The 25,255-nt window shown below is 41.1% G+C and carries 29 protein-coding genes and 1 riboswitch; of the genes, 21 read left to right on the top strand and 8 right to left on the bottom strand.

Annotation, left to right across the window (positions count from 1 at the left end):
* Nucleotides 1-4 precede the first annotated feature (4 nt).
* Nucleotides 5-442, bottom strand: a complete 438-nt coding sequence (locus tag NSQ36_RS01310) for a hypothetical protein (protein WP_322000278.1) — start codon at nucleotides 440-442, stop codon at nucleotides 5-7.
* A gap of 11 nt (nucleotides 443-453) precedes the next feature.
* Entirely contained in the window at nucleotides 454-1,029 is a 576-nt protein-coding gene (locus tag NSQ36_RS01315; protein ID WP_322000276.1) for a hypothetical protein, read from the bottom strand.
* A gap of 147 nt (nucleotides 1,030-1,176) precedes the next feature.
* Between NSQ36_RS01315 and NSQ36_RS01320 the strand changes: the two genes are divergently transcribed.
* The 8 genes from NSQ36_RS01320 (at nucleotide 1,177) to NSQ36_RS01355 (ending at nucleotide 6,286) form a co-directional block, all read left to right on the top strand.
* A complete protein-coding gene (locus tag NSQ36_RS01320; RefSeq protein WP_251191206.1) occupies nucleotides 1,177-2,010 on the top strand; it encodes a hypothetical protein in 834 nt (277 codons plus the stop codon).
* A gap of 192 nt (nucleotides 2,011-2,202) precedes the next feature.
* Nucleotides 2,203-2,463, top strand: a complete 261-nt coding sequence (locus NSQ36_RS01325; protein ID WP_003217059.1) for a metal-sensitive transcriptional regulator — start codon at nucleotides 2,203-2,205, stop codon at nucleotides 2,461-2,463.
* A gap of 123 nt (nucleotides 2,464-2,586) precedes the next feature.
* Nucleotides 2,587-3,069, top strand: a complete 483-nt coding sequence (locus NSQ36_RS01330; RefSeq protein ID WP_012008766.1) for a DsrE/DsrF/DrsH-like family protein — start codon at nucleotides 2,587-2,589, stop codon at nucleotides 3,067-3,069.
* Between the two features lie 14 nt (nucleotides 3,070-3,083).
* Complete coding sequence (locus NSQ36_RS01335) at nucleotides 3,084-3,437, top strand: rhodanese-like domain-containing protein (protein ID WP_050943388.1); 354 nt, start codon at nucleotides 3,084-3,086, stop codon at nucleotides 3,435-3,437.
* A 47-nt stretch (nucleotides 3,438-3,484) separates the two neighbouring features.
* Nucleotides 3,485-4,045, top strand: coding sequence for a sulfurtransferase TusA family protein (locus NSQ36_RS01340; RefSeq protein WP_137055166.1), 561 nt, complete (start codon nucleotides 3,485-3,487; stop codon nucleotides 4,043-4,045).
* Between the two features lie 14 nt (nucleotides 4,046-4,059).
* Nucleotides 4,060-5,187, top strand: a complete 1,128-nt coding sequence (locus NSQ36_RS01345) for an MBL fold metallo-hydrolase (protein ID WP_251191204.1) — start codon at nucleotides 4,060-4,062, stop codon at nucleotides 5,185-5,187.
* 33 nt (nucleotides 5,188-5,220) lie between these two features.
* Nucleotides 5,221-5,451 carry a sulfurtransferase TusA family protein gene (locus NSQ36_RS01350; protein WP_044139185.1) on the top strand — a complete coding sequence of 77 codons (231 nt, stop codon included), beginning with the start codon at nucleotides 5,221-5,223 and terminating at the stop codon, nucleotides 5,449-5,451.
* Nucleotides 5,452-5,509: 58 nt separating this feature from the next.
* Complete coding sequence (locus NSQ36_RS01355) at nucleotides 5,510-6,286, top strand: sulfite exporter TauE/SafE family protein (RefSeq protein WP_339206533.1); 777 nt, start codon at nucleotides 5,510-5,512, stop codon at nucleotides 6,284-6,286.
* Between the two features lie 31 nt (nucleotides 6,287-6,317).
* Here NSQ36_RS01355 and NSQ36_RS01360 read toward each other — a convergent pair whose 3' ends face one another.
* Both NSQ36_RS01360 and proS read right to left on the bottom strand, forming a co-directional pair.
* Complete coding sequence (locus NSQ36_RS01360; protein ID WP_003216908.1) at nucleotides 6,318-6,494, bottom strand: hypothetical protein; 177 nt, start codon at nucleotides 6,492-6,494, stop codon at nucleotides 6,318-6,320.
* 143 nt (nucleotides 6,495-6,637) lie between these two features.
* Nucleotides 6,638-8,071 carry a proline--tRNA ligase gene (proS, locus tag NSQ36_RS01365; protein WP_251191202.1) on the bottom strand — a complete coding sequence of 478 codons (1,434 nt, stop codon included), beginning with the start codon at nucleotides 8,069-8,071 and terminating at the stop codon, nucleotides 6,638-6,640.
* Nucleotides 8,072-8,466: 395 nt separating this feature from the next.
* A riboswitch (purine riboswitch) is annotated at nucleotides 8,467-8,566 on the top strand.
* A gap of 77 nt (nucleotides 8,567-8,643) precedes the next feature.
* Between proS and NSQ36_RS01370 the strand changes: the two genes are divergently transcribed.
* Nucleotides 8,644-9,816 carry an MFS transporter gene (locus NSQ36_RS01370; RefSeq protein WP_003217034.1) on the top strand — a complete coding sequence of 391 codons (1,173 nt, stop codon included), beginning with the start codon at nucleotides 8,644-8,646 and terminating at the stop codon, nucleotides 9,814-9,816.
* A gap of 239 nt (nucleotides 9,817-10,055) precedes the next feature.
* Here the strand turns inward: NSQ36_RS01370 and NSQ36_RS01375 are convergent, their stop codons facing one another.
* Complete coding sequence (locus NSQ36_RS01375; protein ID WP_268459786.1) at nucleotides 10,056-10,823, bottom strand: GNAT family N-acetyltransferase; 768 nt, start codon at nucleotides 10,821-10,823, stop codon at nucleotides 10,056-10,058.
* Between the two features lie 216 nt (nucleotides 10,824-11,039).
* Between NSQ36_RS01375 and NSQ36_RS01380 the strand changes: the two genes are divergently transcribed.
* From NSQ36_RS01380 to NSQ36_RS01400, 5 genes are all read left to right on the top strand, one after another.
* Nucleotides 11,040-11,498 (top strand): MarR family transcriptional regulator, encoded by a 459-nt coding sequence (locus tag NSQ36_RS01380; protein ID WP_050943378.1) that lies wholly within the window; start codon nucleotides 11,040-11,042, stop codon nucleotides 11,496-11,498.
* A 111-nt stretch (nucleotides 11,499-11,609) separates the two neighbouring features.
* A complete protein-coding gene (locus tag NSQ36_RS01385) occupies nucleotides 11,610-11,840 on the top strand; it encodes a hypothetical protein (RefSeq protein ID WP_251191199.1) in 231 nt (76 codons plus the stop codon).
* The gene (locus NSQ36_RS01390) at nucleotides 11,837-12,298 is read left to right on the top strand and encodes a DUF523 domain-containing protein (protein ID WP_335365087.1); all 462 of its coding nucleotides are present in this window, start codon (nucleotides 11,837-11,839) and stop codon (nucleotides 12,296-12,298) included. The genes NSQ36_RS01385 and NSQ36_RS01390 overlap by 4 nt, the downstream gene beginning before the upstream one ends.
* A gap of 29 nt (nucleotides 12,299-12,327) precedes the next feature.
* Nucleotides 12,328-12,744 (top strand): DUF5301 domain-containing protein, encoded by a 417-nt coding sequence (locus tag NSQ36_RS01395; RefSeq protein WP_339206536.1) that lies wholly within the window; start codon nucleotides 12,328-12,330, stop codon nucleotides 12,742-12,744.
* A gap of 81 nt (nucleotides 12,745-12,825) precedes the next feature.
* On the top strand, nucleotides 12,826-13,653 hold the full coding sequence (locus tag NSQ36_RS01400) for an aldo/keto reductase (protein WP_012008778.1): 828 nt from the start codon (nucleotides 12,826-12,828) through the stop codon (nucleotides 13,651-13,653).
* Nucleotides 13,654-13,701: 48 nt separating this feature from the next.
* On the opposite strand, the gene NSQ36_RS01405 is transcribed toward NSQ36_RS01400, so the two are convergent.
* Nucleotides 13,702-14,775, bottom strand: coding sequence for an iron-containing alcohol dehydrogenase family protein (locus NSQ36_RS01405; RefSeq protein ID WP_310427668.1), 1,074 nt, complete (start codon nucleotides 14,773-14,775; stop codon nucleotides 13,702-13,704).
* Nucleotides 14,776-14,964: 189 nt separating this feature from the next.
* Here NSQ36_RS01405 and NSQ36_RS01410 point away from each other — a divergent pair, with 189 nt between their 5' ends.
* Complete coding sequence (locus NSQ36_RS01410) at nucleotides 14,965-15,933, top strand: rhodanese-related sulfurtransferase (RefSeq protein WP_003217237.1); 969 nt, start codon at nucleotides 14,965-14,967, stop codon at nucleotides 15,931-15,933.
* Nucleotides 15,934-16,277: 344 nt separating this feature from the next.
* Nucleotides 16,278-17,897 (top strand): APC family permease, encoded by a 1,620-nt coding sequence (locus NSQ36_RS01415; RefSeq protein ID WP_339206538.1) that lies wholly within the window; start codon nucleotides 16,278-16,280, stop codon nucleotides 17,895-17,897.
* 34 nt (nucleotides 17,898-17,931) lie between these two features.
* On the opposite strand, the gene NSQ36_RS01420 is transcribed toward NSQ36_RS01415, so the two are convergent.
* A complete protein-coding gene (locus tag NSQ36_RS01420) occupies nucleotides 17,932-18,132 on the bottom strand; it encodes a hypothetical protein (RefSeq protein ID WP_050943366.1) in 201 nt (66 codons plus the stop codon).
* Nucleotides 18,133-18,317: 185 nt separating this feature from the next.
* On the opposite strand from NSQ36_RS01420, the gene NSQ36_RS01425 reads away from it, so the two are divergent.
* The 4 genes from NSQ36_RS01425 (at nucleotide 18,318) to NSQ36_RS01440 (ending at nucleotide 24,020) form a co-directional block, all read left to right on the top strand.
* Nucleotides 18,318-19,154, top strand: a complete 837-nt coding sequence (locus tag NSQ36_RS01425; protein ID WP_322000261.1) for a PRD domain-containing protein — start codon at nucleotides 18,318-18,320, stop codon at nucleotides 19,152-19,154.
* A 235-nt stretch (nucleotides 19,155-19,389) separates the two neighbouring features.
* Nucleotides 19,390-21,249 (top strand): beta-glucoside-specific PTS transporter subunit IIABC, encoded by a 1,860-nt coding sequence (locus NSQ36_RS01430; protein WP_253621901.1) that lies wholly within the window; start codon nucleotides 19,390-19,392, stop codon nucleotides 21,247-21,249.
* 19 nt (nucleotides 21,250-21,268) lie between these two features.
* Nucleotides 21,269-22,690, top strand: coding sequence for a glycoside hydrolase family 1 protein (locus NSQ36_RS01435; RefSeq protein WP_137055180.1), 1,422 nt, complete (start codon nucleotides 21,269-21,271; stop codon nucleotides 22,688-22,690).
* Nucleotides 22,691-23,282: 592 nt separating this feature from the next.
* Nucleotides 23,283-24,020: a hypothetical protein gene (locus tag NSQ36_RS01440; protein ID WP_339206542.1), complete on the top strand. Its 738-nt coding sequence runs from the start codon at nucleotides 23,283-23,285 to the stop codon at nucleotides 24,018-24,020.
* Nucleotides 24,021-24,035: 15 nt separating this feature from the next.
* Here the strand turns inward: NSQ36_RS01440 and NSQ36_RS01445 are convergent, their stop codons facing one another.
* On the bottom strand, nucleotides 24,036-24,371 hold the full coding sequence (locus tag NSQ36_RS01445) for a hypothetical protein (protein ID WP_203144058.1): 336 nt from the start codon (nucleotides 24,369-24,371) through the stop codon (nucleotides 24,036-24,038).
* A 434-nt stretch (nucleotides 24,372-24,805) separates the two neighbouring features.
* Here NSQ36_RS01445 and arr point away from each other — a divergent pair, with 434 nt between their 5' ends.
* The gene (arr, locus tag NSQ36_RS01450) at nucleotides 24,806-25,222 is read left to right on the top strand and encodes an NAD(+)--rifampin ADP-ribosyltransferase (protein WP_212046258.1); all 417 of its coding nucleotides are present in this window, start codon (nucleotides 24,806-24,808) and stop codon (nucleotides 25,220-25,222) included.
* The last annotated feature ends 33 nt before the right edge of the window (nucleotides 25,223-25,255 follow it).

A 25,255-nucleotide genomic window follows, 5' to 3' on the forward strand; every position in this document is an offset into this window, starting at 1 on the left:
AGAATCAAGGGCTGTTTCGATCGTAATCGGGACTCCATACGCCATTAGCATAACCAGCTGCATTCTTCTTAGCACCAATCGAAACAGGCGGATATCCTATTCCCAAGAATGTTTTTTCAACTGCCAAATTGTATAGGAGTTGTACTCCTTTATAATTTTTCTTAATTGTATAATAGTGGCCATCTGAAACATCTTTTCCTTTAGATCTGGCCCAGGCTACATAAGAAGTATTATTCTTTTCACTGTTCATATAATACCAGGATTTAGTAAATTTTGTTCTAGATGTTGTCTCATCATATGGATTTCCTTTTAGAAATCTAAAATTATAATTAGTATCTTTATAGTTGCCACTTGGTTCTCCTGCATAGACATGCACAATTCCTATAGTAGAAAAGGTTACTCCTAGAATTAAAGTTAGGGTAATGATTATTTTATTTTTCAACGGTCTTCTCCTCACTGTTTACTTACAACAAAATATTTATCTGCAACACCTATGCAATTATTATCTTTATTTAGCCAAATCATTCTTAATGCTATTTCTGCTTTCTGACCTTTGAATTTTGGTAAATTAATTAAAAAATCGTGATCAGCATCTGGGATATCATAAGATTGCTCCCATTGATGTGTAATACCCCTATCATCTTTCAATTTTCCTAAAATTTTTGTTGGGGTAGGTTCTTTTTGACTAAAGGTCATCGCTAATTCATAATTTTTAGGAAGTGGTCCAACTTCGAGGTCCTCTCCTTTGAAAACATTCTCAATTGCGACATCATTATTCTTAATCTGACCTTGATAATAACGGTCCTCTTTCAGGTTTTCCCAAAATATAACTTTGAAAAGACTTTGCTTTTGTTCAGTATCAAAATAGAATAGTTTTGGTTCATCCTTTGTACTATTATCCAAATCTTTTATACTTACAGAAGGATCTGGAGCTTTGTCTTTTATTGTGTTATTGAACTTATTTGATTGACAAGCACTAATCAAAGATATCATTAATAAAATTAAAAAAAATGTAAATATCTTTTTCACTATTTTTCCCCACTAAAACCATAATTTGTACCGGCACGTGAAGATTATACAATAAAATAAAGAAAAATACACCTTTTTTTGCATTTTTTTAACTTAAACGTTATGTTATGCTATGTTCTAGTTAGTTGATAAGAGAGGGTTTTATGCATGATTGGTTTATTATTACTTTTTAAAAGAGATATGATTCTTGGGTTTCATAGAACTGCAAAGATCTTTATCATTATAGTTATTCTAGGCTTATTTAATTTTCTATACTACCTTTACTTTCTGCATATTAGTTTATCCAAAAGTAATGTTGCGTTTTGGGATGTTATTGGTAAAACCTTTGCGGGAGTTCCCTTTGAACTTGTTCAACAACAAACAATTGAATTTCCCTTTGGATGGATTATATTTCAATTAAGTGGTGCAATATTGGTCAATACTTTTATAAAAGAAGATTTATTTGCCCATAGTGCATTTATTAGAGTTAGAACAAAGTCAATATTTAAATTGTGGGTAAGCAAACTATTATTTTGTTGTACTGCAATATTGTTCTTTTACATATTAATATTTTCCCTAACCTGGGTTGTATGGAAATTGAGTGGAGGTACAGTAAATAACTTGACAGATTACGGTGAAAGTATTTTAAGATATTCCTCATTCCAATTCTCTTATAGTCAAATTATTGTTTATTCAATTCTCTTAAATATAGCTGGGACATTTCTTTTCACCTTTATCTATGCCTTATTATCATTAATTGTTAAAACAATTTATAGTTTCATAGTTTGTATCTGTATTTTATTCCTTTCAATTTTCTCAGACAACCCACTGCTGCTTGGAAATGAATTTATGCTGATTAGGCACCCTATGTTTGGTTTATCTCCAGTTGTCTCTATTAGTATTACACTAATTATAGTACCTATTCTTTGTATTGTTCTTTCAGTAGTTGGAGGAATTTATCTAACTAAGTATGATTTAATAAGTGATACCGAAATGGAATGATATTTTATAACAATATATTATCCTGTAGACTTGAAATCTACATTTACCCGTTCTAAGGAGAGTTAAAGTACTTAAAAATGAGGAGCTACTGTGACATTTATATCAGTAGTTCTTCTTTTTTAATATCATCATGTTTGACTAAATACCTCTTAGGGTATACTATCTAGAAAGAATAGAAAGGAGTCCTTATTCATGGAGTATAATCAGCAGATGAAGAATCGTCTTCGCCGGATTGAAGGGCAGATTAAAGGGGTTCTTGCGATGATGGAGCAAGGCAAGGATTGCCGCGAGGTGGTCACGCAGCTGTCTGCATCACGTAATGCCATTGATCGGGCAATGGGTGTGATTGTGAGTACAAACCTTGAGCAATGTGTTCGTGAAAGTCTTGAACAAGGCAAAGATACGGAAGGTCTTGTGAAAGAGGCAGTTGAGCTATTGGTGAAAAGCCGGTAAGAAATTCCTCAGCCTTTGGAGGTTGACGGATTTTTTTACTTAATGTAATATACCATTACCGGTATATGTATATATTTTTTATTTTTATATACCCCCATAGGTAATTGTTGAAGGAGGAGCAGAATGGAAGAACAGAAAAAACGCACGACGATTGTGTTATTCAGTGGAGATTATGATAAAGCGATGGCAGCTTACATTATTGCCAATGGTGCAGCAGCTTATGATCATGAGGTGACCATTTTCCATACGTTTTGGGGACTGAATGCCTTGCGTAAGGATGAGATGGTACCGATGAAAAAAGGATTTTTAGAAAAAATGTTCGGCAAGATGATGCCGCGCGGGGCTGATCGCATGGGGATTTCCAAGATGAATTTTGCGGGAATGGGACCGAAAATGATTAAGCATGTGATCAAAAAGCACAATGCCATGACCTTGCCGCAGCTCATTGAGATGGCGAAGGAGCAGGATATTAACCTCGTGGCATGTACAATGACGATGGATCTTTTAGGATTACAGGAGAAAGAATTATTAGATGACATTCAATATGCTGGTGTAGCGGCATATTTAGCAGAGGCTGAAATTGGACGTGTGAATTTATTTATCTAGTGAGGTGAAGCAGGATGGTGCAGACGATTTTACTCATCATCGTAATTGGATTACTCGTGAGCCGCTTTCTGCCGGTTCGAGGTGTGAAGCAAATGGATGCAGCTCATATGAAAAAGAAGCTGAAAAGCAGAGGTCAACAGCTCATTGATGTGCGCTCTCCTAGTGAATTTCAAACAAATCATATCAAAGGCTTTCAAAACATTCCGTTGCCTCATTTGAAGAATCGAGCTTCTCAGCTTGAGAAAAATGAAGAGGTTTATGTGATATGTCAAAGCGGGATGAGAAGTATGCAGGCAGCGAAAATATTGAAGAAGCAAGGATTTACTCAGATTACAAACATCAAGGGTGGCATGAATGCTTGGTATTAAATGCGCAACAAAATATACCCCCACCCCTATATGAAGGAGGACATGACATGCAGCAACCAACTGTCATTTTAGATGCAAAAGGACTGGCATGCCCGATGCCGATTGTGAAAACAAAAAAACAAATGAATGAGCTCTTACCAGGAGACGTACTTGAAGTGCAGGCTACTGATAAAGGATCATCAGCGGATCTAGCGGCATGGTCAAAAAGTGCCGGTCACGAATTTTTAGGAACAAAAGTAGAAGGCCAGGTGCTTCATCATTTGATTCGTAAGGGCGGAGAACAAGAGAAAGAAGGGAAGTCCATGATTTCGGAAATGTCTTTGGAGACTTTTCAACAGAAAGTAAAAGAAGATCCATCTTTGTTTATTTTAGATGTGCGAGAGCTGGATGAATACGAGGCGGGGCATATTCCAGGAGCTGTTCATATTCCTCTTGGTGAGGTTGAACAACGTGCGGAGGAATTGAGCCGGGAGACGGACATTTACCTGATCTGTCATTCAGGCAGAAGAAGTGAATTAGCTGCGCAAAAGTTAAAAGAACAAGGATTTCATCAATTGATGAATATCGTGCCAGGCATGAATAGCTGGACAGGAGCGATTGAAAAATAGGAGCTGAATGAGACATGACGGTAACAGCGATGAACGCAGAGCAGTTAACAAAAAAGATCGTGAGCAAGGAACCGCTCTTTTTGCTAGATGTGCGAAATCAAGCGGATGTTCAGGATTGGAAGATCGAAGGGGAAGCAATCGTTCATATGAATGTGCCTTATTTTGATCTCCTTGAAGGAGTAGAGGGCATTTTGCATGACATTCCTCATGATCGTGAAGTGTTGGTGGTTTGTGCCAAGGAAGGCTCCTCTATTATGATCGCGGAGATGCTGTCAGAGGCGGGTAGAACGGTCCATTATTTAGAAGGCGGCATGAAGGCGTGGAGTGAGCATCTAGAGCCAGTGAAGATAGGGGATTTAAGCGGCGGTGGAGAGTTGTATCAATTTGTGCGGATGGGCAAAGGCTGCCTGTCCTATATGATCATGTCAAATGGAGAAGCCGCAATTGTAGATGCAGCTAGAATGACGGATGTCTATATCCATTTTGCTAAAAAGCTCGATGTCACTGTGACGCATGTGCTCGATACTCATCTTCATGCAGATCATATTTCTGGTGGGAAAAAACTGGCTGAACAGACTGGTGCCAACTACTGGCTGCCACCAAAAGATGCAGAAGAGGTGACCTTTGAATATAAACGGCTAGAAGAAGGAAAGCGGATGACGATTGGAGCGGCTTCCATTGATATTCACCCCCTTTACTCGCCGGGGCATACGATTGGTTCAACATCTTTTATCGTGGATCAGCAATATCTTCTTTCAGGTGATATTTTGTTCGTGGATTCGATTGGAAGACCTGACCTTGCTGGAATGGCGGAGGACTGGGTAGGTGATTTGAGAGAAACACTTTATGACCGGTATAGAGCACTTTCGAAAGAATTGATTGTGCTACCAGCGCATTTCATGGTCATGGATGAAGTCAATGAAGACGGAAGCGTTTGGAAGGAGCTAGGCGTCCTATTTGAAGAAAATCATGGACTGAATATTGAAGATGATGACGTATTTAGACAAATGGTCACGAAGAATCTGCCTGCACAGCCAAACGCCTATCAAGACATTCGTCAAACCAATATGGGGAAGCTGAGTCCAGATGATGAAGCGCAGCGTGAAATGGAAATTGGTCCAAACCGTTGTGCGATTCGGTGATGTCCAATAAAATAAGAAGAGAGGAACAATCAAATGACATCAGATCAAATATTAGACGTCACAGGGCTTGCATGCCCAATGCCGATTATTCGGACGAAGAAAAAAATGAATGACTTGACGGAGGGTCAAGTGTTAGAAATACATGCAACAGATAAAGGGGCTAAAGCTGACTTAGCAGCATGGGCGAAGTCAAGCGGACATGAATTGATCACGCAGACGGAAGAAGGACATGTGCTGAAGTTCTGGGTGAGAAAAGGGTCCTAAAGGATGTAGGGGTATCTGCTGAAGATCCCCTTTTCCTTTTGCAAAGGAGGAGACCAGCGTGGATTTTGCGTTTTTGATTACACTTTTTATCATCGGATGTATTGGTTCCTTCTTATCAGGAATGGTGGGGATCGGGGGATCTGTGATCAACTATCCTATGTTGCTTTATATCCCGCCACTGGTCGGTGTGATGGCACTATCGGCACATGAGGTATCAGGAATTGGCGCCATTCAAGTGCTTTTTTCGACGCTCGGTGGGGTATTGGCCTACCGAAAAAGCGGATTTTTACATCGGTCGTTGATTTTATATATGGGGAGCAGTATATTGGCGGGCAGCTTATTAGGCAGTTATGTATCTCACTTTATGCCAGAGAATGGGATGAATCTCGTCTATGGATTGCTTGCGATTGTGGCTGTGATTCTTATGCTAATTCCAAAAAAGGGACAGCGTGCAGATGCAGAGGGAGAAGTCACTTTTCATAAAGGACTTGCGGCAGGTATCGCCTTTGTGATTGGCAGTGTTTCCGGGGTGCTAGGCGCGGGCGGAGCATTTATATTGGTACCGGTGATGCTGTCTATTTTAAAAATTCCTGTCCGGATGACGATTGCGTCCTCACTAGCGATTACGTTTCTATCTGCGATTGGCGCATCGACTGGAAAGATATTGACGGGTCAAGTCATGCTTTTTCCTGCGGTTGTGCTGATGCTGGCAAGTTTAATAGCCGCTCCGATTGGTGCTAAGATCGGTCAGAAAATCAATGCCGTCTACTTGCAATGGGCACTTGCTGTGATGATTACGGCGACAGCGGTCAAAATTTGGCTGGATTTATTATAAAGAAAGGACCAGCAAAGCGTGTTGGTCTTTTTTATTTGACGTCATCGTGCTCGATATATGTTTCAAGGGCTGGGTGAAACTCTTTTTGATAATGAAGGTTGGGGCATGTTTTCACGACTTTGCCTTGCAGGGCATTGGACTTAGAGACTTCTAATGCTGTTTTACATTTAGGGCAGCGTTCGGCAAACAGTGAGGGCCAGCGCTTCATACATCACCACTCCAGTTAAAGTCTTAAAAACCGATTATATTAATATGAATTATAGGGGATCGTGCTGGTGAGGTCAATGGGTGTTTGGGTCTTTTTAACAAAAAGGAAGCATCGTGAGGGATGCTTCTCTTTCGTTTCTATTCTCAATAAGCTTTTGCCCAGAAAACCATATCAGATGCTGGCTTTCCGCAGCAGACACATGTATCAGAGACAGATTCCTGTTCAAATGGGATACAGCGTGAGGTCGCCCCTGTTCTTTCTTTAATGTCGTTCTCGCAGGCTTCGTCACCACACCACATGGCTTTAATCAATCGGTTTTCTTCTGAAAGAATGTGCTCAATGTCTTCGATGATGTGAGCTTTTGATGTTTTTTCATGTAATCGTTCTTTCGCCTTTTCGTACATCGTCCGTTGAATATCTTCAAGCGTGGATGTGATGGTTTGTTCAAGTGCATCTAATGTGACAGCTTGCTTTTCACCAGTGTCTCGTCTTGCGAGCATCACCTGTCCTTTTTCGATGTCCTTTGGTCCCACTTCGACACGTAGAGGAATGCCCTGCATTTCACATTCGTTGAATTTCCAGCCTGGCTGTTTATCGCTTGCATCAATGTCAGCACGTGCGATGCGGGTGAGTCGTTCTTTCAACTCGTAGGCATGATCGAGTACACCTTCTTTATGAGAGGCGATTGGCACGATCCGCACTTGGGTTGGCGCAATGTTTGGCGGAAGGACGAGTCCTCTGTCATCGCCGTGCACCATGATCATGGCACCGATGATTCTTGTGGTGAAGCCCCAAGAGGTTTGCTGGACATGCTCTAGCTTTCCTTCGCGGTTTAAGAATTCAATGCCAAATGCTTTGGCAAATCCGTTTCCGAAGAAGTGAGAAGTGGCCGTTTGCAGCGCTTTTCCATCATGCATCAGGCTTTCAACTGTATAGGTGAAGCGGGCACCAGCGAATTTTTCCTTCTCTGTTTTTCTCCCTTTAATGACAGGAATGGCAAGGAGCTCTTCGCAAAGAGAAGCGTAGATGTGAAGCATTCTTTCTGTCTCCTCAATCGCTTCTTGCTCCGTCTCATGGCATGTGTGTCCTTCCTGCCATAGGAATTCAAGCGTTCTAAGGAATGGACGTGTGGTCTTTTCCCAGCGGACGACATTCGCCCATTGGTTATAAAGCTTCGGTAAATCACGGTAGGAATGAATGATGTTTTTGTAATGCTCAGCGAACAGTACTTCAGAGGTCGGTCTGACGCAGAGCCTTTCCTGTAATTCGGATTCACCGCCATGTGTGACCCACGCCACTTCAGGAGCGAAGCCTTCGATATGGTCTTTTTCCTGCTGCAGCAGACTTTCTGGGATAAAGAGCGGCATATACACATTCTCATGCCCTGTTTCTTTGATTTGGCGGTCCAGTTCGTCGCGAATATTCTCCCAAATTTTAAAGCCGTATGGCTGAATGATCATACTGCCTCTGACGCTTGAATAATCGACGAGGCGTGCCTTTGTGACAACATCTGTATACCACTGGGCAAAGTCGTCTTCCATGCTTGTGATTTTTTCAACAAATTGTTTCTTTGACATTGCATATTCCTCCTTTTAAAATGCAAAAAAGCTGTGCTTTAAGTTAGGGACCATTCCTGGTGGTACCACCCTAATTTAAAGCACAGCTTTACACTCGATCATGATAACGGTATGAACCGCTGTATGAAACAGAACTAAATCGGCAGGTTCACTTGAAGATGTCAGTAGGAACTTCTCAGCACCGTTCCCTCTCTGTTAAAGGTCAATTCAAGCTACTTTTCCAGATCTACGTTGATCAATGTTCGTTGATTTTTCATCAGTTTACCTGTAAATGCAGGAGAAAGCAAGTTGTACTGGGGTTTCTTTTCATGCTGTTCTGAGTGCTTTGTGTGATCGTGAATTTGCAGTCATTTCCTATTTTTATAGCTTGCCAGTTATGTAAGCATATGCTACTATATTTGAAGAAAAAATAGACTTGTATAACCTCAATAATATGGTTTGAGGGTTTCTACCAGGATCCGATAAATCCTGATTACAAAAGCGTGCTTTCCTTTTTTGTAATCAGGGTTTTTTTGTTTGTCTTCACCCTGTATCAAAAGTGAAAGCGATGATATAGAGAAGGGATGTTAGACATGAACTGGAGAGTATATTTATTAGCCGTTTCTACTTTTGCGGTTGGATTAGTTGAGCTTGTGGTCGGAGGCATTTTGCCAAGCCTTGCAGAGGATTTGAATGTATCGCTTGCGACAGCTGGGCAGCTTATCACCGTATTTGCCATTGTGTATGCCATTTCAGCACCTGTGCTGCTGACTGCCACAGCTAAAATTGAACGAAAGCGTCTTTATTTAATCGCGTTATTGGTGTTTACAATAGGGAATGTATTCACATATTTTAGTTCGACCTTTGCCCTTGTCATGATCTCTAGGGTATTGATCGCAATGAGTACAGCGCTAGTGGTGGTGTTATCATTGACGATCACTGCTAAGTTGGTGGAGCCAGCGCATCGTGCGAAGGCATTAGGTCTGATTTTTATTGGGATTAGTTCTTCACTTGTTCTCGGTGTACCGATCGGTATTTTTATTACAGAGAGCTTTGGCTGGAGAGTGATGTTTTTAGGAATCAGTATTTTATCAGCGATATCGATGGTGCTAATTTATTTCCTATTAGAGAAAATGCCTGTTGAAAAAGTGACACCTCTTAGAGAGCAAATTCGTGCTTTAGGGCATCCGAAAATTTTTAGTGCACACTTGATCAGTTTGTTTATGCTTGCAGGTCATTATATGCTTTATTCTTATTTCACTCCGTTTCTAATGGAAGTTCTGCATATGACCCCGTTCTGGATTAGTATTTGTTATTTGGTCTTCGGGCTTGCATCTATTGGCGGGAATGGGTTAGGCGGTTGGCTTAGTGACAAGCTGGGTTCAGGGAAAGCCATTTTGCTGGTGACAATTGCGTTTGCGGTTGTGTTGTTTATCATTCCTTATACAGCGGGTGTGTTTGTCCTCTTTATGATCATGGTTGTCCTATGGGGAGCTCTTAGCTGGGCATTAACGCCTGCCTTGCAGAGCTATTTGATTCAAACAGATCCTGTGACGTCTGATATTCAGCAAAGCTTAAATACATCGGCCTTGCAAATTGGTATCTCAATTGGATCAGCGGTTGGCGGTGTCCTATTTACGATGACCGGTTCATCTGTTGATCTGGCGAAGTTCGGTGCAGTGTTTGTACTGATTGCCTTTAGCTGTGCGGTGATTTCGTTGAAGAGACCACCACTTTATATGGATCGTCAGCATCGTGCTGAATAGCTGCCTAATGATAGGCAGCTTCAGCGTGTAGACAAACCCTCGCATTCGTTGTCAGTCCTGCGTGCTGGTGCTCACGAATGTCAAATTCGCTCCGCGCCAGTACTCGTCCTTCCTAGACTTCAAAGGTTTTCTATCACGCTGAAAAGAAGACAAAGGGCTAAAATAAAAATCATTTTAGCCCTTTGTCAACAATCTGTAGCTGCCTATGATAGGCAGCTTTTTTTATGTTCTATTTTACTCTATTCAAAAACAACCATTTCGCCGATTGGTTGAAAGCCGGCACGTTGGTAAATATTTTTGCCGTCCGCCGATGCTTGTAACAGGACGCGCTTCTGTTTGTTGTCTGTCTGGGTCAGAAGGTAATGAAACATGTCACTGCCAAGTCCCTTTCCGCGGTGATCTGCCTTTGTGATGACATCATAAATACCGTAGCTATCGGTTGCTTCGAGTAATAAGCCTGTTGTGACCGGTTTGTGGTCTACATATCCGACGAACATGCGAGCGCGTGATTGTATAGCTTCAAGCGAAAAACGCTGGAAATAGTCCTCTAAGGCGATAGCCTCTGGTGACTCTTTGAATAGCTCGATAAAGATATTTTTGTAATCAAGCAGTGTCTGGTCATCAAGTACTTCTTTGATTGTAAGTGGTGAAGATGTAGCTGGGTCAATGCCTTCTGTCTGTTCAAGCATCATGATGGTATTGCGTTCAACCTCTTCAAGCTGATATTCCTTTAGTAAATCAGTCCAATCAGGATGAAGCAAGCGGTGATCCACCCATGTGCTAAATAATAGTTTCTGTGACTGCAAGTATTCGATGGTTGCTTTCACTTTTTGCGGATCTTTAATTTGCGCTGATGTCGGTAATAGCAAATTGAATGTGTCTGTCGATATGTGAGTATTGGATAGTACGAAATCGTCCGTTGCGAGGAAGGTTCCGTCCACAGCTGAAGAAAACAGGTGGATCTTTTCTTCTAATTGGCGAATGGCGATGTGTTGTTCGGTTTTCATTAGCTCACCTTTTTCATCAAAAATTGGATGTCATCCCCTATGAATTATAGCAAATAAAAGAAAGAGGAGCTGTGACATCATAGATCATCTAGTAGAAAAGTACATATACCATTTTCAGGTCTGATGGCCTATTATTTTTATCACACTGACATTTCTTTTGACTCCTATCTTAATTATTAGTACCATTTTATTAACCAGTTAAGAGTGGAGGTTCAGATGGAGACTAAAGAGCAGATTGTATTAAAAGCGATTCAAGATCTGATTATTCATAGAGAAAAGAGAAGGAATGATCCAACAGATCCACTGATTACCACGACTGATACACTCAAGCAAGATTGGACACTCACACAGCTTCACATTTTATCGATGATTCAAGCCAATCCAAACGAATCAAATAATACATTTCTTTCTCAACAACTGAAACTATCAAAGCCCGCTATTACAAAGGCTGTGAAAAAACTAATTGATAAAGGCATGGTGGGCTATTGCCACCGGCAAGGGGATAAAAAATCTGTCTACTATTCATTGACAGAGAAAGGCACGCAATTGGCGGCACTGCATGATGAATTACATGAGAAAGCTGTCGCGTCCTACTTAGAATTTCTCCAGCAGTTTCATGAAGATGAATTACAAGTGATTGAGCGCTTTTTGAAGGCATGGAAAGAAAAAATATAGATTAAAAAAACCGAAACCATCGTAGAAAATGAGATGATTTCGGTTTTTTATATGGTAAAATTAACATATATTGACGTTATTCGTGATCATGTTAAAAGGGAGGGAGCTTCTTTGGGGAAAGAAATGATGGAAAATTTTAAAAAGTACGTATTCATCATGCCGTTCGTGGGATTGTTTGTCAGCTTGCTATTATTTGTTTATTTTTTTGGTATCACAGGAGTTGAAGGGTCGATTTGGGCTGCTGCTTTGTATTGTGCTCTGCCCTTTTTTGTGAACACGATATGTTTTTTGCCATTATGTATTTATTTTAAAGTCAGCAAAAATAGTGAGGAACATTCATGATAGTGGTCAGCGCTTGTCTTGCTGGGTTGAAGGTCCGGTATAATGGTAGCCATCGATTAGATCAGCGAATCGAAGAGCTTGTGCAGGAAGGAAAGGCTGTGACAGTTTGTCCTGAACTGCTTGGCGGCTTTTCTACGCCAAGACCTCCGGCAGAAATCATTGGCGGAGATGGACATGATGTAATACGAGGGCAGGCTTCTGTTGTCGATGTTCATGGAACTGATGTAACAGAGATGTATGTAAAAGGTGCGAAAGCGACACTGGAACAGGTTCAGTCTCTGAAAGCAACAGCGGTTGTGCTAAAAGAGTACAGTCCTTCTTGCGGGAGCCAGCTGATTTACTTGGGAGAGTTTAACGGCAAGACAAAAGCTGGAGATGGTGTGACGTCCGCCTTGCTAAAACAGCACGGGATTCAAGTGTTCTCTGAGGAGGATGATTGGACTTCGGTGTTTCAATAGGCGTGGCGTGATTAGAAGGAGGAGTTAGGTTGAAAAAGTGGATCATTGGTGTAGTTGTCGTTATTTTAATCGGAATGGGTATTTATTTTATGATCAATGCCAAAACATACTCTTTTGATGATGTGGTCTCGATTGATCGAAACAAAGTGACATCCATACAAATTGAGCATGATAATGAACGTGCTGTTTTGAAGAAAAAAGAAGACATTCAAAAGCTGTTGAAGGAACTTTCAGATGTGAAATTAAAGAAAATGAACGAAGCCAAAAAAGCTTCAAAAGAATCTTATTGGATCAGAGTGTACGAGAATGAAAAGGAAACTTATGGCCTGACTTTTTATGACCAAAGCTTTTTAGAGACATATGATTTTTCTAAAAAGAAAGATCAAACAAGCGAATACCAAATCGTTGACGCCAATCAAGTCGATATAGGAAAATATATCAAATAACACAAGCGAAAATTCATGCATGATCAATCAAAAATTCGGGTATAGTGCTTGGTAAGCAAAAATGAAGCGGAGGTTTGTTTGATGAGTGGATTAACAGATACAGTCACATTAGCAAACGGAGTAAAAATGCCGAAGCTAGGCTTCGGTGTATGGCAAGTAAAAGATGGGGATGAGGCTGTAAATGCAGTCACAGACGCTCTTGAAGCGGGCTACCGCAGCATCGATACAGCAGCAGCCTATCAAAATGAAGAAGGGGTAGGCAAAGCCATTCAGCAATCAGGCATCTCTCGCGATGATCTGTTTATTACGACAAAGGTGTGGAATCGTGATCAAGGCTATGAATCAACACTTGAAGCCTTTGAAACAAGTATGAACAAGCTAGGGCTAGATGTATTAGACCTTTATTTAATTCATTGGCCAGTTGAAGGCAAATATAAAGAAACTTGGAAAGCACTAGAGAAGCTGTATAAGGATGGACGCGTTCGAGCCATCGGTGTGTGTAACTTCCATCAGCACCATCTAGATGATCTATTAGAAGAAGCAGAAGTTGTGCCAATGGTCAATCAAATCGAGCTGCATCCAAAGCTGACGCAGGAGCCTTTACGAGACTACTGCAAGGAGAAAGGGATTCATGTAGAAGCGTGGTCACCATTAGGCAGCGGGAAGCTGCTGAACCATCCTGTTCTTCAGGATATTGCGAAAAAACATGACAAATCCGTGGCTCAAGTCATTCTTCGCTGGGACTTGCAGCATGGCATTATCACCATTCCAAAATCTGTGACGAAGAGCCGAATCATCGAAAACACACAAGTCTTCGATTTCGAGCTGTCCGCACATGAGATGGGTGTCATCGATCAGCTCAATGAAGATGAGCGCACAGGTCCAGATCCAGATAACTTTGATTTTTAATCGAAAGAAAAGCACAGGTGGCATGCCTGTGCTTTTTATTGAACGATTTTACGAGGCTGATACGGTTTCAATGACTTGAATGGCGTCGACCATTTGCTCTTTGGAATAGTCTCCAATCAAGCAAAAAGTTTCATCTATACGTGCAGCATGGCTTGCCACTGTTTTTGCGGCTTCTTCTAGCTGAGCTGTGATGCCAAGCTCACGCATATTTCTAGGTAATCCGAGTGTTTCATAAAGCTCAAGTAATTCTTCTACTTCACCCATTCGATTTTCTGTGGCAAGCTGAACAAGAATGCCGTATGCCACTTTTTGACCATGTAACATATGGTGCGTTTCCTCAATAAACGTCAATCCGTTATGGATGGCGTGGGCTCCTGCCATTCTTCCGTAGCGTCCTCCGTAGCCGCCGACCGTGCCAGCTAATGTAATAATGGTATCCGTTACATCTGCAAATGCTTGCGAAAGCTGACCCGTTTGCAAGCTGTGGACAGCTTCTTCGCTATGGGAAACAAGAATATCCCTCACGTATACCGCCTGTTTTAGTGCTGCATGCACCATGAGCGGCAAGGAATCCTTTGCATTTCGAATAATGGCTTCCGCTTCATACCATTTGGCCAGCGTATCTCCAATCCCACTTTGAAGGTAGGAAAGAGGAGAAGAGAGCAAAAATGTATGATCAATGAGCGTGAGGTAGCTGGACCGTTTATGGTAATCGACTCTCATGAAATTCCCCTTGTCATCATAAATGACGCTAAGCGGTGTAGATGCAGCACATGTCCCCGGGATGGTTGGAACCATGATCACTTCAATTTGAAGAGCCTCTGCTACTGACTTGGCAGTGTCTAAAATCGTGCCGCCTCCAATCCCAATCACCACATCTGCCTCTTTCAGTTCTTCTGCAATTCGAGTGATTGCATTGGGTGAACTGTATCCTTTGTGCTGGACAACAGGCCAATGAGACGGAAGCTTTGTATACTGTGAAAAAGCATGAAATGAATCATATCCTGTCACGACAGCGGGTGACCGGAAGGATGGAGAAACAAGTGAATCGAGTTCATGATAAATGCCTTTTTGAGAAATAAATTGGTTTGGACCGCTTCTGACGATATCTTCTGGCTGTATCATTGCGTTCTGCTCCTTTACAACATCATATTTGATAAATCATCTCATTTTACAGAAAGTTCTGTCAAATATGAGAAGAAAGACCCTTCCGTTTTATGGAATTAAGCCGCTGTCATTGCCTTTAGGTATGTATTTCCTGTATGATAAAGAACGGTATGTTTTGATTAAATTTAAGAGGTGTTTATATATATGGAAAAACAATATCGTGTCTTACTTTACTATCAATATGTCCCCATCGAGGACCCAGAGACGTTTACAGCAGAGCATCTAGCATTCTGTAAGGAGCTTGGTTTGTTAGGTCGTATCCTTATCTCAGCAGAAGGCATAAACGGAACGGTTTCTGGTACCATTGAGCAAACGGACAAGTACATGCAAGCATTAAAGGAAGATCCGCGCTTTGCGTCTATGCCGATCAAAATTGACGAAGCAGACGGTCATGCGTTTAAAAAAATGCACGTCCGCCATCGAAATGAACTAGTGAATCTGAGCCTTGAAGATGATGTGAACCCGTTAGAATTAACAGGTAAGCATCTTAGCCCGGTTGAATTTTACGAGCAAATGCAATCACCTGATACCGTTGTGATAGATGCACGTAATGATTACGAGTTTGATGTCGGCCACTTTAGAGGGGCAGTTCGTCCTGATATTGAGACATTCCGCGAATTACCGGAGTGGATTCGTGACAATAAAGAGATTCTTGAAGGGAAAAAAATCCTGACGTATTGCACAGGCGGCGTACGCTGTGAGAAATTCTCAGGCTGGTTAAAGCGTGAAGGCTTTGAAGATGTCTCTCAGCTTGACGGCGGAATAGTCACGTATGGAAAAGATCCAGAAGTTCAAGGGAAGCTTTGGGATGGTCAATGCTATGTGTTTGATACTCGTTTAACAGTGCCCGTGAATCAAACAGAGCATGTGGTTGTCGGAAAAGATTTCTTCACTGGTGAGCCTTGCGAGCGTTATGTGAACTGTGCAAATCCTGCATGTAACCGCAAAATGATTGCAACAGAAGAAAGCGAGCATAAATATATGCGTAGCTGCAGCCATGAATGTCGTACAAGTGAACGTAACCTTTATGTGAAACAGCACAACCTGTCTGAAGAAGAAGTGCAAGAAAGACTAGCTGTGATTGAACAAGAACAAGCGATCTCACAAGGATAGAGGGAACCCCCCTTTATCCTTTTTTTCTATTCATGATAGGGCTCAGAAGGAAGAGGGATTCATTTCCTCTTTCTTTTTTGTTTTGTTTTTTTCAAAATAAGGGTAAAGGTAGTTATTCAGTCTAATAGATTGCATCATTGAAAAAGCGCTTTCTTAAGAAATAAGCATGTTCGACTATTTCAGAAAATGGAGAATTGAGAGATAATAAAACAGGCGAAAAAATGAACAAGGGTAAAGATTTAGTTGAAGAAATATTTGTTAATTGAATGAAAAGTGAGCTGCAATGAAAGAAAGGTGCTTACTTAGGCACATGCTTTGTAATTTAATCGAAAGGTGTTATGAACATGAATCATTTACATCGTAGAATGGGAACTTTCGCTTTAATGATGGTAGGTCTTGGCTCAATCATTGGTTCAGGTTGGCTATTCGGTGCTTGGCGTGCCGCTCAAATTGCCGGTCCTGCTGCTATTTTATCTTGGTTGATTGGGATGGTCGTAATTTTATTTATCGCTTTGTCTTATAGTGAACTCGGATCGATGTTTCCAGAGGCAGGCGGGATGGTGAAATATACGCAATATTCACACGGCTCTTTTATCGGGTTTATTGCCGCTTGGGCAAACTGGATCGCCATTGTCTCCGTCATTCCGGTTGAGGCGGTGGCTTCTGTCCAGTATATGAGCTCATGGCCTTGGGAATGGGCAAAGTGGACAACCCATTTGGTCACAAAAGGGGTGTTGACGACAGAAGGGCTCATGGTCGCCAGTGTGCTTCTTGTGATTTACTTTCTGCTCAATTATTGGACCGTTGGGTTATTTTCAAAAGCGAATACATTCATTACCGTGTTTAAAATTGTCATTCCAGGATTAACAATTGGTGCGCTCTTATTCGTAGGTTTTCATAGTGAGAATTTTACTTCTGGAACAAGTATTGCTCCTAACGGCTGGGCGAGTGTGCTGACAGCTGTTGCGACATCAGGAATTGTGTTTGCCTTCAATGGCTTCCAAAGCCCGATTAATATGGCGGGTGAGGCGAAAAATCCAGGCAGATCCATTCCGATTGCTATTGTTGGATCTATTTTGATTGCGACTGTGATTTATGTGCTTTTACAAATCGCCTTTATCGGTGCTGTCGATCCGTCCATGATTGTGAATGGATGGGGTCATTTGAATTTTAATTCGCCATTTGCCGACCTTGCCATTGCGCTTGGGATTAACTGGCTGGTTCTGATTTTATATGCAGATGCGTTTGTATCACCTTCTGGTACAGGGATTACGTATACGGCGACGACATCCCGTATGATTTATGGAATGAAAAAAAACAAATACATGCCAAGTGTACTTGGTCGTCTGCACCCTATTTATGGCGTGCCTCGTCCAGCGATGTTTTTTAACTTAGCCGTATCGTTTATCTTTCTGTTTTTATTTAGAGGCTGGGGTGTACTTGCAGAAATCATATCTGTTGCGACACTTATTTCTTATCTGACAGGCCCAGTAACTGTCATGACACTGAGAAAGACAGGGACAGATTTATATCGTCCGCTGCGAATAAAAGGACTCAGCATCATTGCTCCTCTCGGCTTTGTCTTTGCGTCATTGACGCTGTATTGGGCGAGATGGCCGTTAACAGGTCAGGTGCTGTTCATTATTCTCATCGGTCTTCCGATCTATTTTTACTATCAAGCAAAAGCGAAATGGAAAGGCTTCGGCCGCAACTTCAAGGCGGGTGCTTGGATGGTCGTGTACTTGCTTGTAATGATGACGATTTCCTGCCTGGGCAGTGACAAATTCGGCGGCTATAACGTCATTCATTATGGCTGGGACATGGCACTTATTACAGTGGTTGCTCTGCTATTTTATATGTGGGCACTCAAAAGTGGATTTGAAACAGAATTTCTAGAGGATGCGAAAAAAATCAATGATGAGCTGCGTACTTCTTCGCAAGAAGCCGCATCATCCAAAGAATAAAGGAACGGCTGCCTGAATATCATGGGCAGCCGTTTTATTTTGATAAATGATGCATCACGTGCTGCCTTAGCCAAGTGGTGACACCGCGTAAAACGGCTGCTGTGACAAATGAGATGAGCACATACTTCCAAAGCAGATTCATACCTTGTCCACTAAGCAAAAACACGATTCCTAGAAAGACGAGTGTGAATAAAAGCACGAATAAAAATGATGCAGACCAGAAAAAAGCCTTCACTGAAGGTCACCTCCTTGGAGTATTGTATGCAGGCAATTGAAGGATCAGACCAGCTATGACGGGGTAGAATTATGGTGAAATCTATTGCAAAAGTCAGATAAAAACACCAAGTGATTTGACAGTTATGTTAAGATGAGAGCATATTTTGAGTGAAGATTGTGGTTTATAGACGGAGGTGTTTGGGGTTGCAGATACAAAAAGTTCTAAACAATAATGTCATTAGTGTGATAGATGAACAAGGAAAAGAAATCGTCGTCATGGGAAGAGGTATCGCCTTCCAGCGGAGGCCCGGGGATCCGGTAGACGAATCGTTAATCGATAAAGTTTTCCGCCTAGAGGATCATTCCGTTCATGAGCGAATGAAAATGCTGCTTCTGGAGGTTCCGTATGATGTGGTCAAGGTAACCGAAGAAATGATTCAATATGCACATACAAAGCTGAACCGAAGATTAAATGAAAGTCTGCATGTATCGCTTGCAGACCATATTCATTACGCCATCGAACGACTGAAGAAAAATCATCTCATTGAGAATTCGCTCATTTGGGAGATTAAACGCTTATACAAAGATGAATTTCTTGTGGCAAAGGACTGTCTTGAGACGATTAGAGAGCGTCTTCATATTGAATTGCCTGAGGATGAAGCAGGCTTTATTGCCATGCATATCATTAATGCAGAGCTCAATGAGGACATGAATACAACGGTCAATATTACAAAAGAAGTAAACGCCATCCTCACCATTGTGAAATATCATCTCAATATGGAATTTGATGAAGACTCACTCAACTTTTATCGTTTTCTCACACATTTACGCTTTTTCGTCCAGCGTCTGATAAACGAAACAATGCTTGTCAGCGAAGATCAGGATTTGTATCAGCTGATCAAGGTAAAATATCCGAAGGCATACGAATGTGCAAAGAAAATCGCAGAATACGTCTATCAAACCTATCACCGAGATCTCACATCAGAGGAGATGCTGTATCTATCCATTCATTTGAATCGATTGATCAAACGAGAAAAATAAAGGTAGTTTTCAAAAGAAAGCGTTGACATGAGAAAAGCTGAGTGGTACTATTTGCTCATAAACATAAAAGAATACGGTTTCACAATGATCGTCTTAGAGGATTGTGACTGTTCGGCAGGCAAAACCTAAACGTTCACTGAAAAAGCGCAATAGCAAGTTGCGACTATTTTTGGTGCCCGTTTAGGTTTTTATTTTGCCCAAAAACGTATTTTTTTGAAAAAAAGGGGGTTTTTGTATGAGTTATCGTCAATTAGCAGAAGACATTATCAAACACATTGGCACAGAGAAAAACGTTCATTCACTGGTCCATTGCGCTACAAGACTTCGCTTCACATTAAATGACCGATCAAAAGCAGACAAAGCAGCCATTGAAAAATTAAATGGCGTTGTGACCGTTATGGAAAGCGGCGGCCAATTTCAAGTAGTCATTGGAAATACTGTACCAGAGGTTTATCGAGAGATTGGGGAGTTTACAAATCTATTAGAGGATTCCACTTCTTCATCTGAAAAATCAGGTGGAGAGAGCACGAGCCTTTTCGGAAAATTTGTCGACATTGTCTCTGGTATTTTTACACCACTTCTCGGTGTCATGGCAGGTGCTGGTATTTTAAAAGGTCTATTAGGTATCTGTATCAATGCAAAATGGTTATCACCTGAAGATACGTCGTATCAAATTTTATTTGCTGCGTCGGACAGCTTGTTCTACTTCCTGCCATTACTGCTCGCATTCACTTCGGCGAGGAAGTTTAAAGCAAATCCATTTGTCGCTGTGACGATTGCTGGTGCACTCATTTACCCAACCATTCAAGAATTGTCAAAAGGCGGCGGAGATGTGACCTTCTTCGGTATTCCAGTCGTCTTAATGTCTTATACATCAACGGTTATTCCAATCATTTTGGCAGTGTTTGTCATGGGATATATCGAACGTTTCTTTAACAAAGTCATTCATGAAAGTGTCAAAAACTTTATTACTCCACTGATTTTACTTGTCACGGTTGTTCCGCTGACACTCATTGTATTCGGACCATTTGGTGTGTATGCAGGGAACGGCATTGCCGCTGTCTTGCTGAAAGTATTCTCCTTTAGTCCTACACTTGCAGGTGCTTTAATTGCGATGGCATGGCAGGTTCTTGTGATCTTCGGTATCCACTGGGGTCTAGTGCCAGTGATTTTAAATAATATTGCCGTCCACGGAAAAGATCATATCAAGCCGGCGACTGCGCCAGCTGTATTTTCACAAGCCGGTGCTTCCATCGGTGTTATGCTGAAAACAAAGAATAAAAAGCTGAAATCATTGGCTGGATCGACAGCGGTTTCTGCCGTGTTTGGGATCACAGAGCCAGCTGTATACGGGGTCACGCTTCGTTTGAAAAAACCATTTATTGCAGCCGTTATCTCTGCTGGAGTCGGCGGTGCGATCATTGGTTATTCACAAAGTATTGCGATTGCGTCAGGGCTTCCAAGTTTACTGACACTTCCGATTTTCTACGGACAAGGGTTTACAGGGTTCATCATCGGAATCTCGGTCTCATTTGTTCTATCCATCGTCTTGACTTATTTGATTGGATTTAAGGATCCAGTAGATGAAGATGAAACCCCAGCACCGGTTGCCGCACCAACAATGGAAAACGAACATGGGGTCAAAGCAGCTCATGTGAAAAGTCCTTTAAAGGGTGAGGTAATCAAGCTGGAGGAAGTACAGGATAAGGCATTCTCATCTGGTGCACTAGGAAAGGGCGCAGCCATCATTCCATCAGAAGGCAAGCTGTTTGCACCAGTATCAGGAGTCGTGACAACGGTGTTCCCAACAGGTCATGCGTACGGTCTTACTTCTGAAAGCGGAGCAGAAGTGCTCATTCACATTGGACTGGATACCGTACAATTAGGCGGTCAGCATTTTACCCCGAAGGTCGTACAGGGGCAAACCATCACTGAGGGCGAATTGCTTGCGGAGTTTGATATTGAAGCCATCCAAGCTTCCGGCCTGTCCGTCACAACACCAGTGATTATTACCAATTCAGGTGAGTTTAGCGATATCATAGAAACAGAAGAAAAACAAATCACACCAGGACAATCATTTTTACATCTCGTTTAATCAAGAGGAGGCAGAAATCATGAGATATTCAACACTAGCACCATTTCCAAAGGACTTTTTCTGGGGCGGATCTACATCCGCCTACCAAGTAGAAGGTGCGTGGAACGAGGATGGCAAAGGGCCATCTGTCATTGATATGAGAGCAAGTTACCCTGAAGGAACAACAGATTTTAAAGTCGCAAGCGATCACTATCACCGCTATAAAGAGGATGTGAAGATGTTTGCAGAAATGGGTTTGAAGGCTTATCGCTTCTCTATTGCATGGACACGGATCATTCCAAATGGAGATGGGGAGATCAATCAAAAGGGGATTGAATTCTATCATTCTCTCATCGATGAATTGCGCCGCTATGATATTGAACCAATCGTGACGATGTATCATTTTGATCTGCCTCATGCACTGCAAGTAAAAGGCGGTTGGTCAAATCGTGCGACAGTAGATGCGTTTGAACGGTATGCAAAGGTTCTATTTCAGGAGTATGGCGAGAAGGTAAACTATTGGCTGACCATTAATGAACAAAACATGATGATCTTACATGGATCAGCGCTTGGTACACTTGATCCAAATTTAGAAAATCCGAAAAAAGAACTGTATCAGCAGAACCATCATATGCTCGTCGCTCAGGCGAAAGCCATGACGCTTTGTCATCAAATGTTGCCTGAAGCGAAAATTGGACCAGCGCCAAACATTGCGCTCATTTATCCGGCATCTCCAAAGCCTGAGGATGTGCTTGCTGCGGCGAATTACAATGCGATCCGCAACTGGCTGTATCTTGATATGGCAGTCTTCGGCCGTTATAACAACCTTGCTTGGGCGTACATGAAAGAAAAAGACATTCTTCCTGTGATTGAAGAGGGAGATATGGATATTTTGAAAAGTGCGAAGCCGGACTTCATTGCCTTTAACTACTACACATCTCAAACGGTTGAAGCGAGTAAAGGAGATGGCAAGGATGAATTTGCGCGCGGCGGAGACCAGCATTTGAAATCTGGTGAAGATGGCGTATACAAAGGCGGCAACAACCCGTTCCTAAGTAAAAATGCGTTTGGCTGGGAGATTGACCCTGTCGGCTTCCGATCAACGATGCGTGAGATTTACGACCGTTATCAGCTGCCTCTTATTATCACGGAAAACGGATTGGGTGCTTTCGACAAATTAGAAGAAGATGGATCGATTCAAGATGATTATCGAATTGACTATTTAGAAAAGCATATCGAACAAATCAAATGGGCGATCACAGACGGCGTCGAGGTCTTCGGATACTGCCCGTGGTCTGCAATCGACTTAATCAGCACACACCAAGGATGCTCCAAGCGCTACGGATTCATCTACGTCAACCGCGATGAATTTGACCTAAAAGACCTGAAGAGAATTCGTAAAAAGAGCTCTTACTGGTATGAAACATTAATTCAGCAAAATGGAGAGAAGATCGGGGAGTAACAAATAAAAAAGCCAATCACCTTATGCGGGTGGTTGGCTTTTTTTCGTTCACTCTATTGGCAAGATTATATTGTTCGAATTGTTTTAAAAAGATAGCCTGATTTTAACAGCCTAATAAACTACTTTCTTTTATAATCCAAAGAAATTTTGCTGTTTCGAATGCTACATCAGGTGGAAGGCCTGCCTGTATAAAAATTGCGCTACTTTGTAAAAACCTGATTTAGCTTTCTTTGCATATTTCTTGTCTATTACTTTCAATAAAGGGTTTTTCTAAATATGTGCCTGACTTGTGAAGAGCCTGAACAGCAAGTTTTTTTGCTATTGTAGTGACGATATTTTTAGTTTGGGCTTCTTTAGATTGTGGTGGGAATATCGTGCACCATTGTTTAGGAACATATGCATTTCGGCTTGTGTCATTTGTCTACCACAGAAATTTTCATTAAAACGAAGTTCTAAAAAATAAAAAAATGATTGCGGACACCGCAACCAAAAAAGTAATTTTCTTAAATCTATCTTAAATACATTGATAGACTCATTTTGATTTGATAACCTTAATTTTGGAATTTAATACAAAAGGAGGAATATAAACAAAATGTTCAAAAAAACACTCTTAATCCTAATTACCCTAGCTCTTGTCATATCAATATGGTCTCCATTTTCATCAGAAGCATCAGCAAAAACACACTCTATCAATTCACAAGAATTAGAAGCGTTAGTAACACCAACAGTTCTACAAAATGAACAAACTACCAAAGAATTAGACGAACTTGAAACGAAAATGGGGGAATACATAGAAAACCTTCCATTTACAGAAAAAGAATTCGAAAACATGTCAGAGACAGAACAAAATAAAGTGATAGATCAATATTTCAACAATGAAGAATTTTTAGCTATAGAAAACCGAATGAAACAACTTGACTCCAAAAGTAATCAGAGTGAAATCACAACACAAGCACTACCAATATTCTTCGTACCAATTGCAATGACCGTAGGAAGAGTTGCTTTATGGGCCATAAGATCAAAAGGCGCAAAAGTTGCACTGAAGTATTTGAAAAACAGAATAAAAGGTTTTGGGAAGAACTATCATATCGATTGGTATGTAAAAAATAGAAAAGGAAAAGTCGAGAGTCTTGTAAAAGTGTTCCATAAAAAAGGAAAAAAGAAAATACGAGTATTTGCAGTTGATAACGGAGTCATACCACTAAAACCAGGATCATCAAACTGGTACTGGCATTTTCACGTAGCTCCAAAAATTAATATACATCATGCTCTGAGAGCATCAGTACCAAGTAAACACAAAGCTGTAAAAGGTAGAACAATACTCCACTAAAAAAGAAAAGCCCTATTAGGAGGGCTTTTCTTTTTTAGCATCGTAATCTTTAATAATTTCAATTGGATCAATTGCATCATCATCTTGTACATATTGCTCTACATAAGGAGTCATCAACTTCTCAAACTTATTTTCATCATCTACTAAAGCAATACAAGTTTCATATCCTTCAAAATCAGATGGGTATAAATTTGCAACAGCACTACCAGTTTTTAAAGCCTGATCTATCGCATTTTTTAATTCCAATAGACCTTTCCTGTTTCCTAAAATCAATGCTTCTCTATGATGAGTTTCTTGAGCATATATATTACACATCTCTAAAACATCATCATCATCCACTTGAATAGACATACAAAAAGCACCTCCAAAGTAAAATTTAGTTAATTATATAATTATTGATGCCAACATGCCAAGACCTCAAACGTCTCATTGGCTACTTTATCCTCATCTTCTTCAATCCTGCTCAGAGATTCTTCCTAGGCATCAATACGCTATTTCCAAAACTGTCACCAACATTTTTTTGCCCTTTTTTCCTTCTGCTCCGTTGTCGAATTAATTTTTTAGTTTCTTGTTTCTCTTATGGCTTCTAATAGCTTTTTATCTCTTTTAATAAGACTGCTTTGTATGTATTCTTGCTGTTTTTTAACTTTCTGGAGGTTACAAATCCCATCTTACTCTCTACTATCATTATACCCCGAATGTTATCTCATTTATAGACTGTTTTCTACCCAGATCAGGCCGTATACTGTTATACGCAAGTCAAAAACGATAAGGGGTGTGGCTGTATGAACGAGAAGCAACAAGTTTTAGACCCTGGACCATTTTTTCATGGGACGAAAGCGGAATTGAAGATTGGAGATCTGCTTGAACCGCAGTATTTATCGAATTATCAGGATCAAAAATCAAACCATATCTATTTCACCGGAACATTAAACGCAGCCAAATGGGGTGCTGAGTTAGCAAGATCTGATGCGAAAGAGAGAATTTATGTTGTAGAACCGTTAGGCGAGTTTGAAAATGATCCGAATTTGACTGACAAAAAATTTCCGGGTAACCCAACACGTTCTTATCGGTCGAAATCCCCTTTGAAAATCGTCGCAGAATTAGGTTCGTGGGAAAGACATTCCGATGAAGAAATCGATCATATGCTGAGCTCTTTAAAGAAATTAAGTGAAGAAGGGAAAAATGTCATATACGATTGATGATTCTCAATCACACGAAGGCCGCCTCATCAA

It is taken from the genome of Bacillus sp. FSL W8-1143 (assembly GCF_037965155.1).
Classification (GTDB): Bacteria; Bacillota; Bacilli; order Bacillales; family Bacillaceae; genus Bacillus; species Bacillus pumilus.

Excerpts from the sequence above, each read along its gene's own strand:
- NSQ36_RS01415 (WP_339206538.1), top strand. The coding sequence starts at position 16,278 with ATGAATCATTTACATCGTAGAATGGGAACTTTCGCTTTAATGATGGTA.
- NSQ36_RS01335 (WP_050943388.1), top strand. The coding sequence starts at position 3,084 with ATGGTGCAGACGATTTTACTCATCATCGTAATTGGATTACTCGTGAGC.
- NSQ36_RS01340 (WP_137055166.1), top strand. The coding sequence starts at position 3,485 with ATGCAGCAACCAACTGTCATTTTAGATGCAAAAGGACTGGCATGCCCG.
- NSQ36_RS01345 (WP_251191204.1), top strand. The coding sequence starts at position 4,060 with ATGACGGTAACAGCGATGAACGCAGAGCAGTTAACAAAAAAGATCGTG.
- NSQ36_RS01390 (WP_335365087.1), top strand. The coding sequence starts at position 11,837 with ATGATAGTGGTCAGCGCTTGTCTTGCTGGGTTGAAGGTCCGGTATAAT.
- NSQ36_RS01330 (WP_012008766.1), top strand. The coding sequence starts at position 2,587 with ATGGAAGAACAGAAAAAACGCACGACGATTGTGTTATTCAGTGGAGAT.
- NSQ36_RS01410 (WP_003217237.1), top strand. The coding sequence starts at position 14,965 with ATGGAAAAACAATATCGTGTCTTACTTTACTATCAATATGTCCCCATC.
- NSQ36_RS01435 (WP_137055180.1), top strand. The coding sequence starts at position 21,269 with ATGAGATATTCAACACTAGCACCATTTCCAAAGGACTTTTTCTGGGGC.
- NSQ36_RS01320 (WP_251191206.1), top strand. The coding sequence starts at position 1,177 with ATGATTGGTTTATTATTACTTTTTAAAAGAGATATGATTCTTGGGTTT.
- arr (WP_212046258.1), top strand. The coding sequence starts at position 24,806 with ATGAACGAGAAGCAACAAGTTTTAGACCCTGGACCATTTTTTCATGGG.
- NSQ36_RS01360 (WP_003216908.1), bottom strand. The coding sequence starts at position 6,494 with ATGAAGCGCTGGCCCTCACTGTTTGCCGAACGCTGCCCTAAATGTAAA.
- NSQ36_RS01380 (WP_050943378.1), top strand. The coding sequence starts at position 11,040 with ATGGAGACTAAAGAGCAGATTGTATTAAAAGCGATTCAAGATCTGATT.
- NSQ36_RS01370 (WP_003217034.1), top strand. The coding sequence starts at position 8,644 with ATGAACTGGAGAGTATATTTATTAGCCGTTTCTACTTTTGCGGTTGGA.
- NSQ36_RS01445 (WP_203144058.1), bottom strand. The coding sequence starts at position 24,371 with ATGTCTATTCAAGTGGATGATGATGATGTTTTAGAGATGTGTAATATA.
- proS (WP_251191202.1), bottom strand. The coding sequence starts at position 8,071 with ATGTCAAAGAAACAATTTGTTGAAAAAATCACAAGCATGGAAGACGAC.
- NSQ36_RS01440 (WP_339206542.1), top strand. The coding sequence starts at position 23,283 with ATGTTCAAAAAAACACTCTTAATCCTAATTACCCTAGCTCTTGTCATA.
- NSQ36_RS01325 (WP_003217059.1), top strand. The coding sequence starts at position 2,203 with ATGGAGTATAATCAGCAGATGAAGAATCGTCTTCGCCGGATTGAAGGG.
- NSQ36_RS01400 (WP_012008778.1), top strand. The coding sequence starts at position 12,826 with ATGAGTGGATTAACAGATACAGTCACATTAGCAAACGGAGTAAAAATG.
- NSQ36_RS01430 (WP_253621901.1), top strand. The coding sequence starts at position 19,390 with ATGAGTTATCGTCAATTAGCAGAAGACATTATCAAACACATTGGCACA.
- NSQ36_RS01375 (WP_268459786.1), bottom strand. The coding sequence starts at position 10,823 with ATGAAAACCGAACAACACATCGCCATTCGCCAATTAGAAGAAAAGATC.
- NSQ36_RS01350 (WP_044139185.1), top strand. The coding sequence starts at position 5,221 with ATGACATCAGATCAAATATTAGACGTCACAGGGCTTGCATGCCCAATG.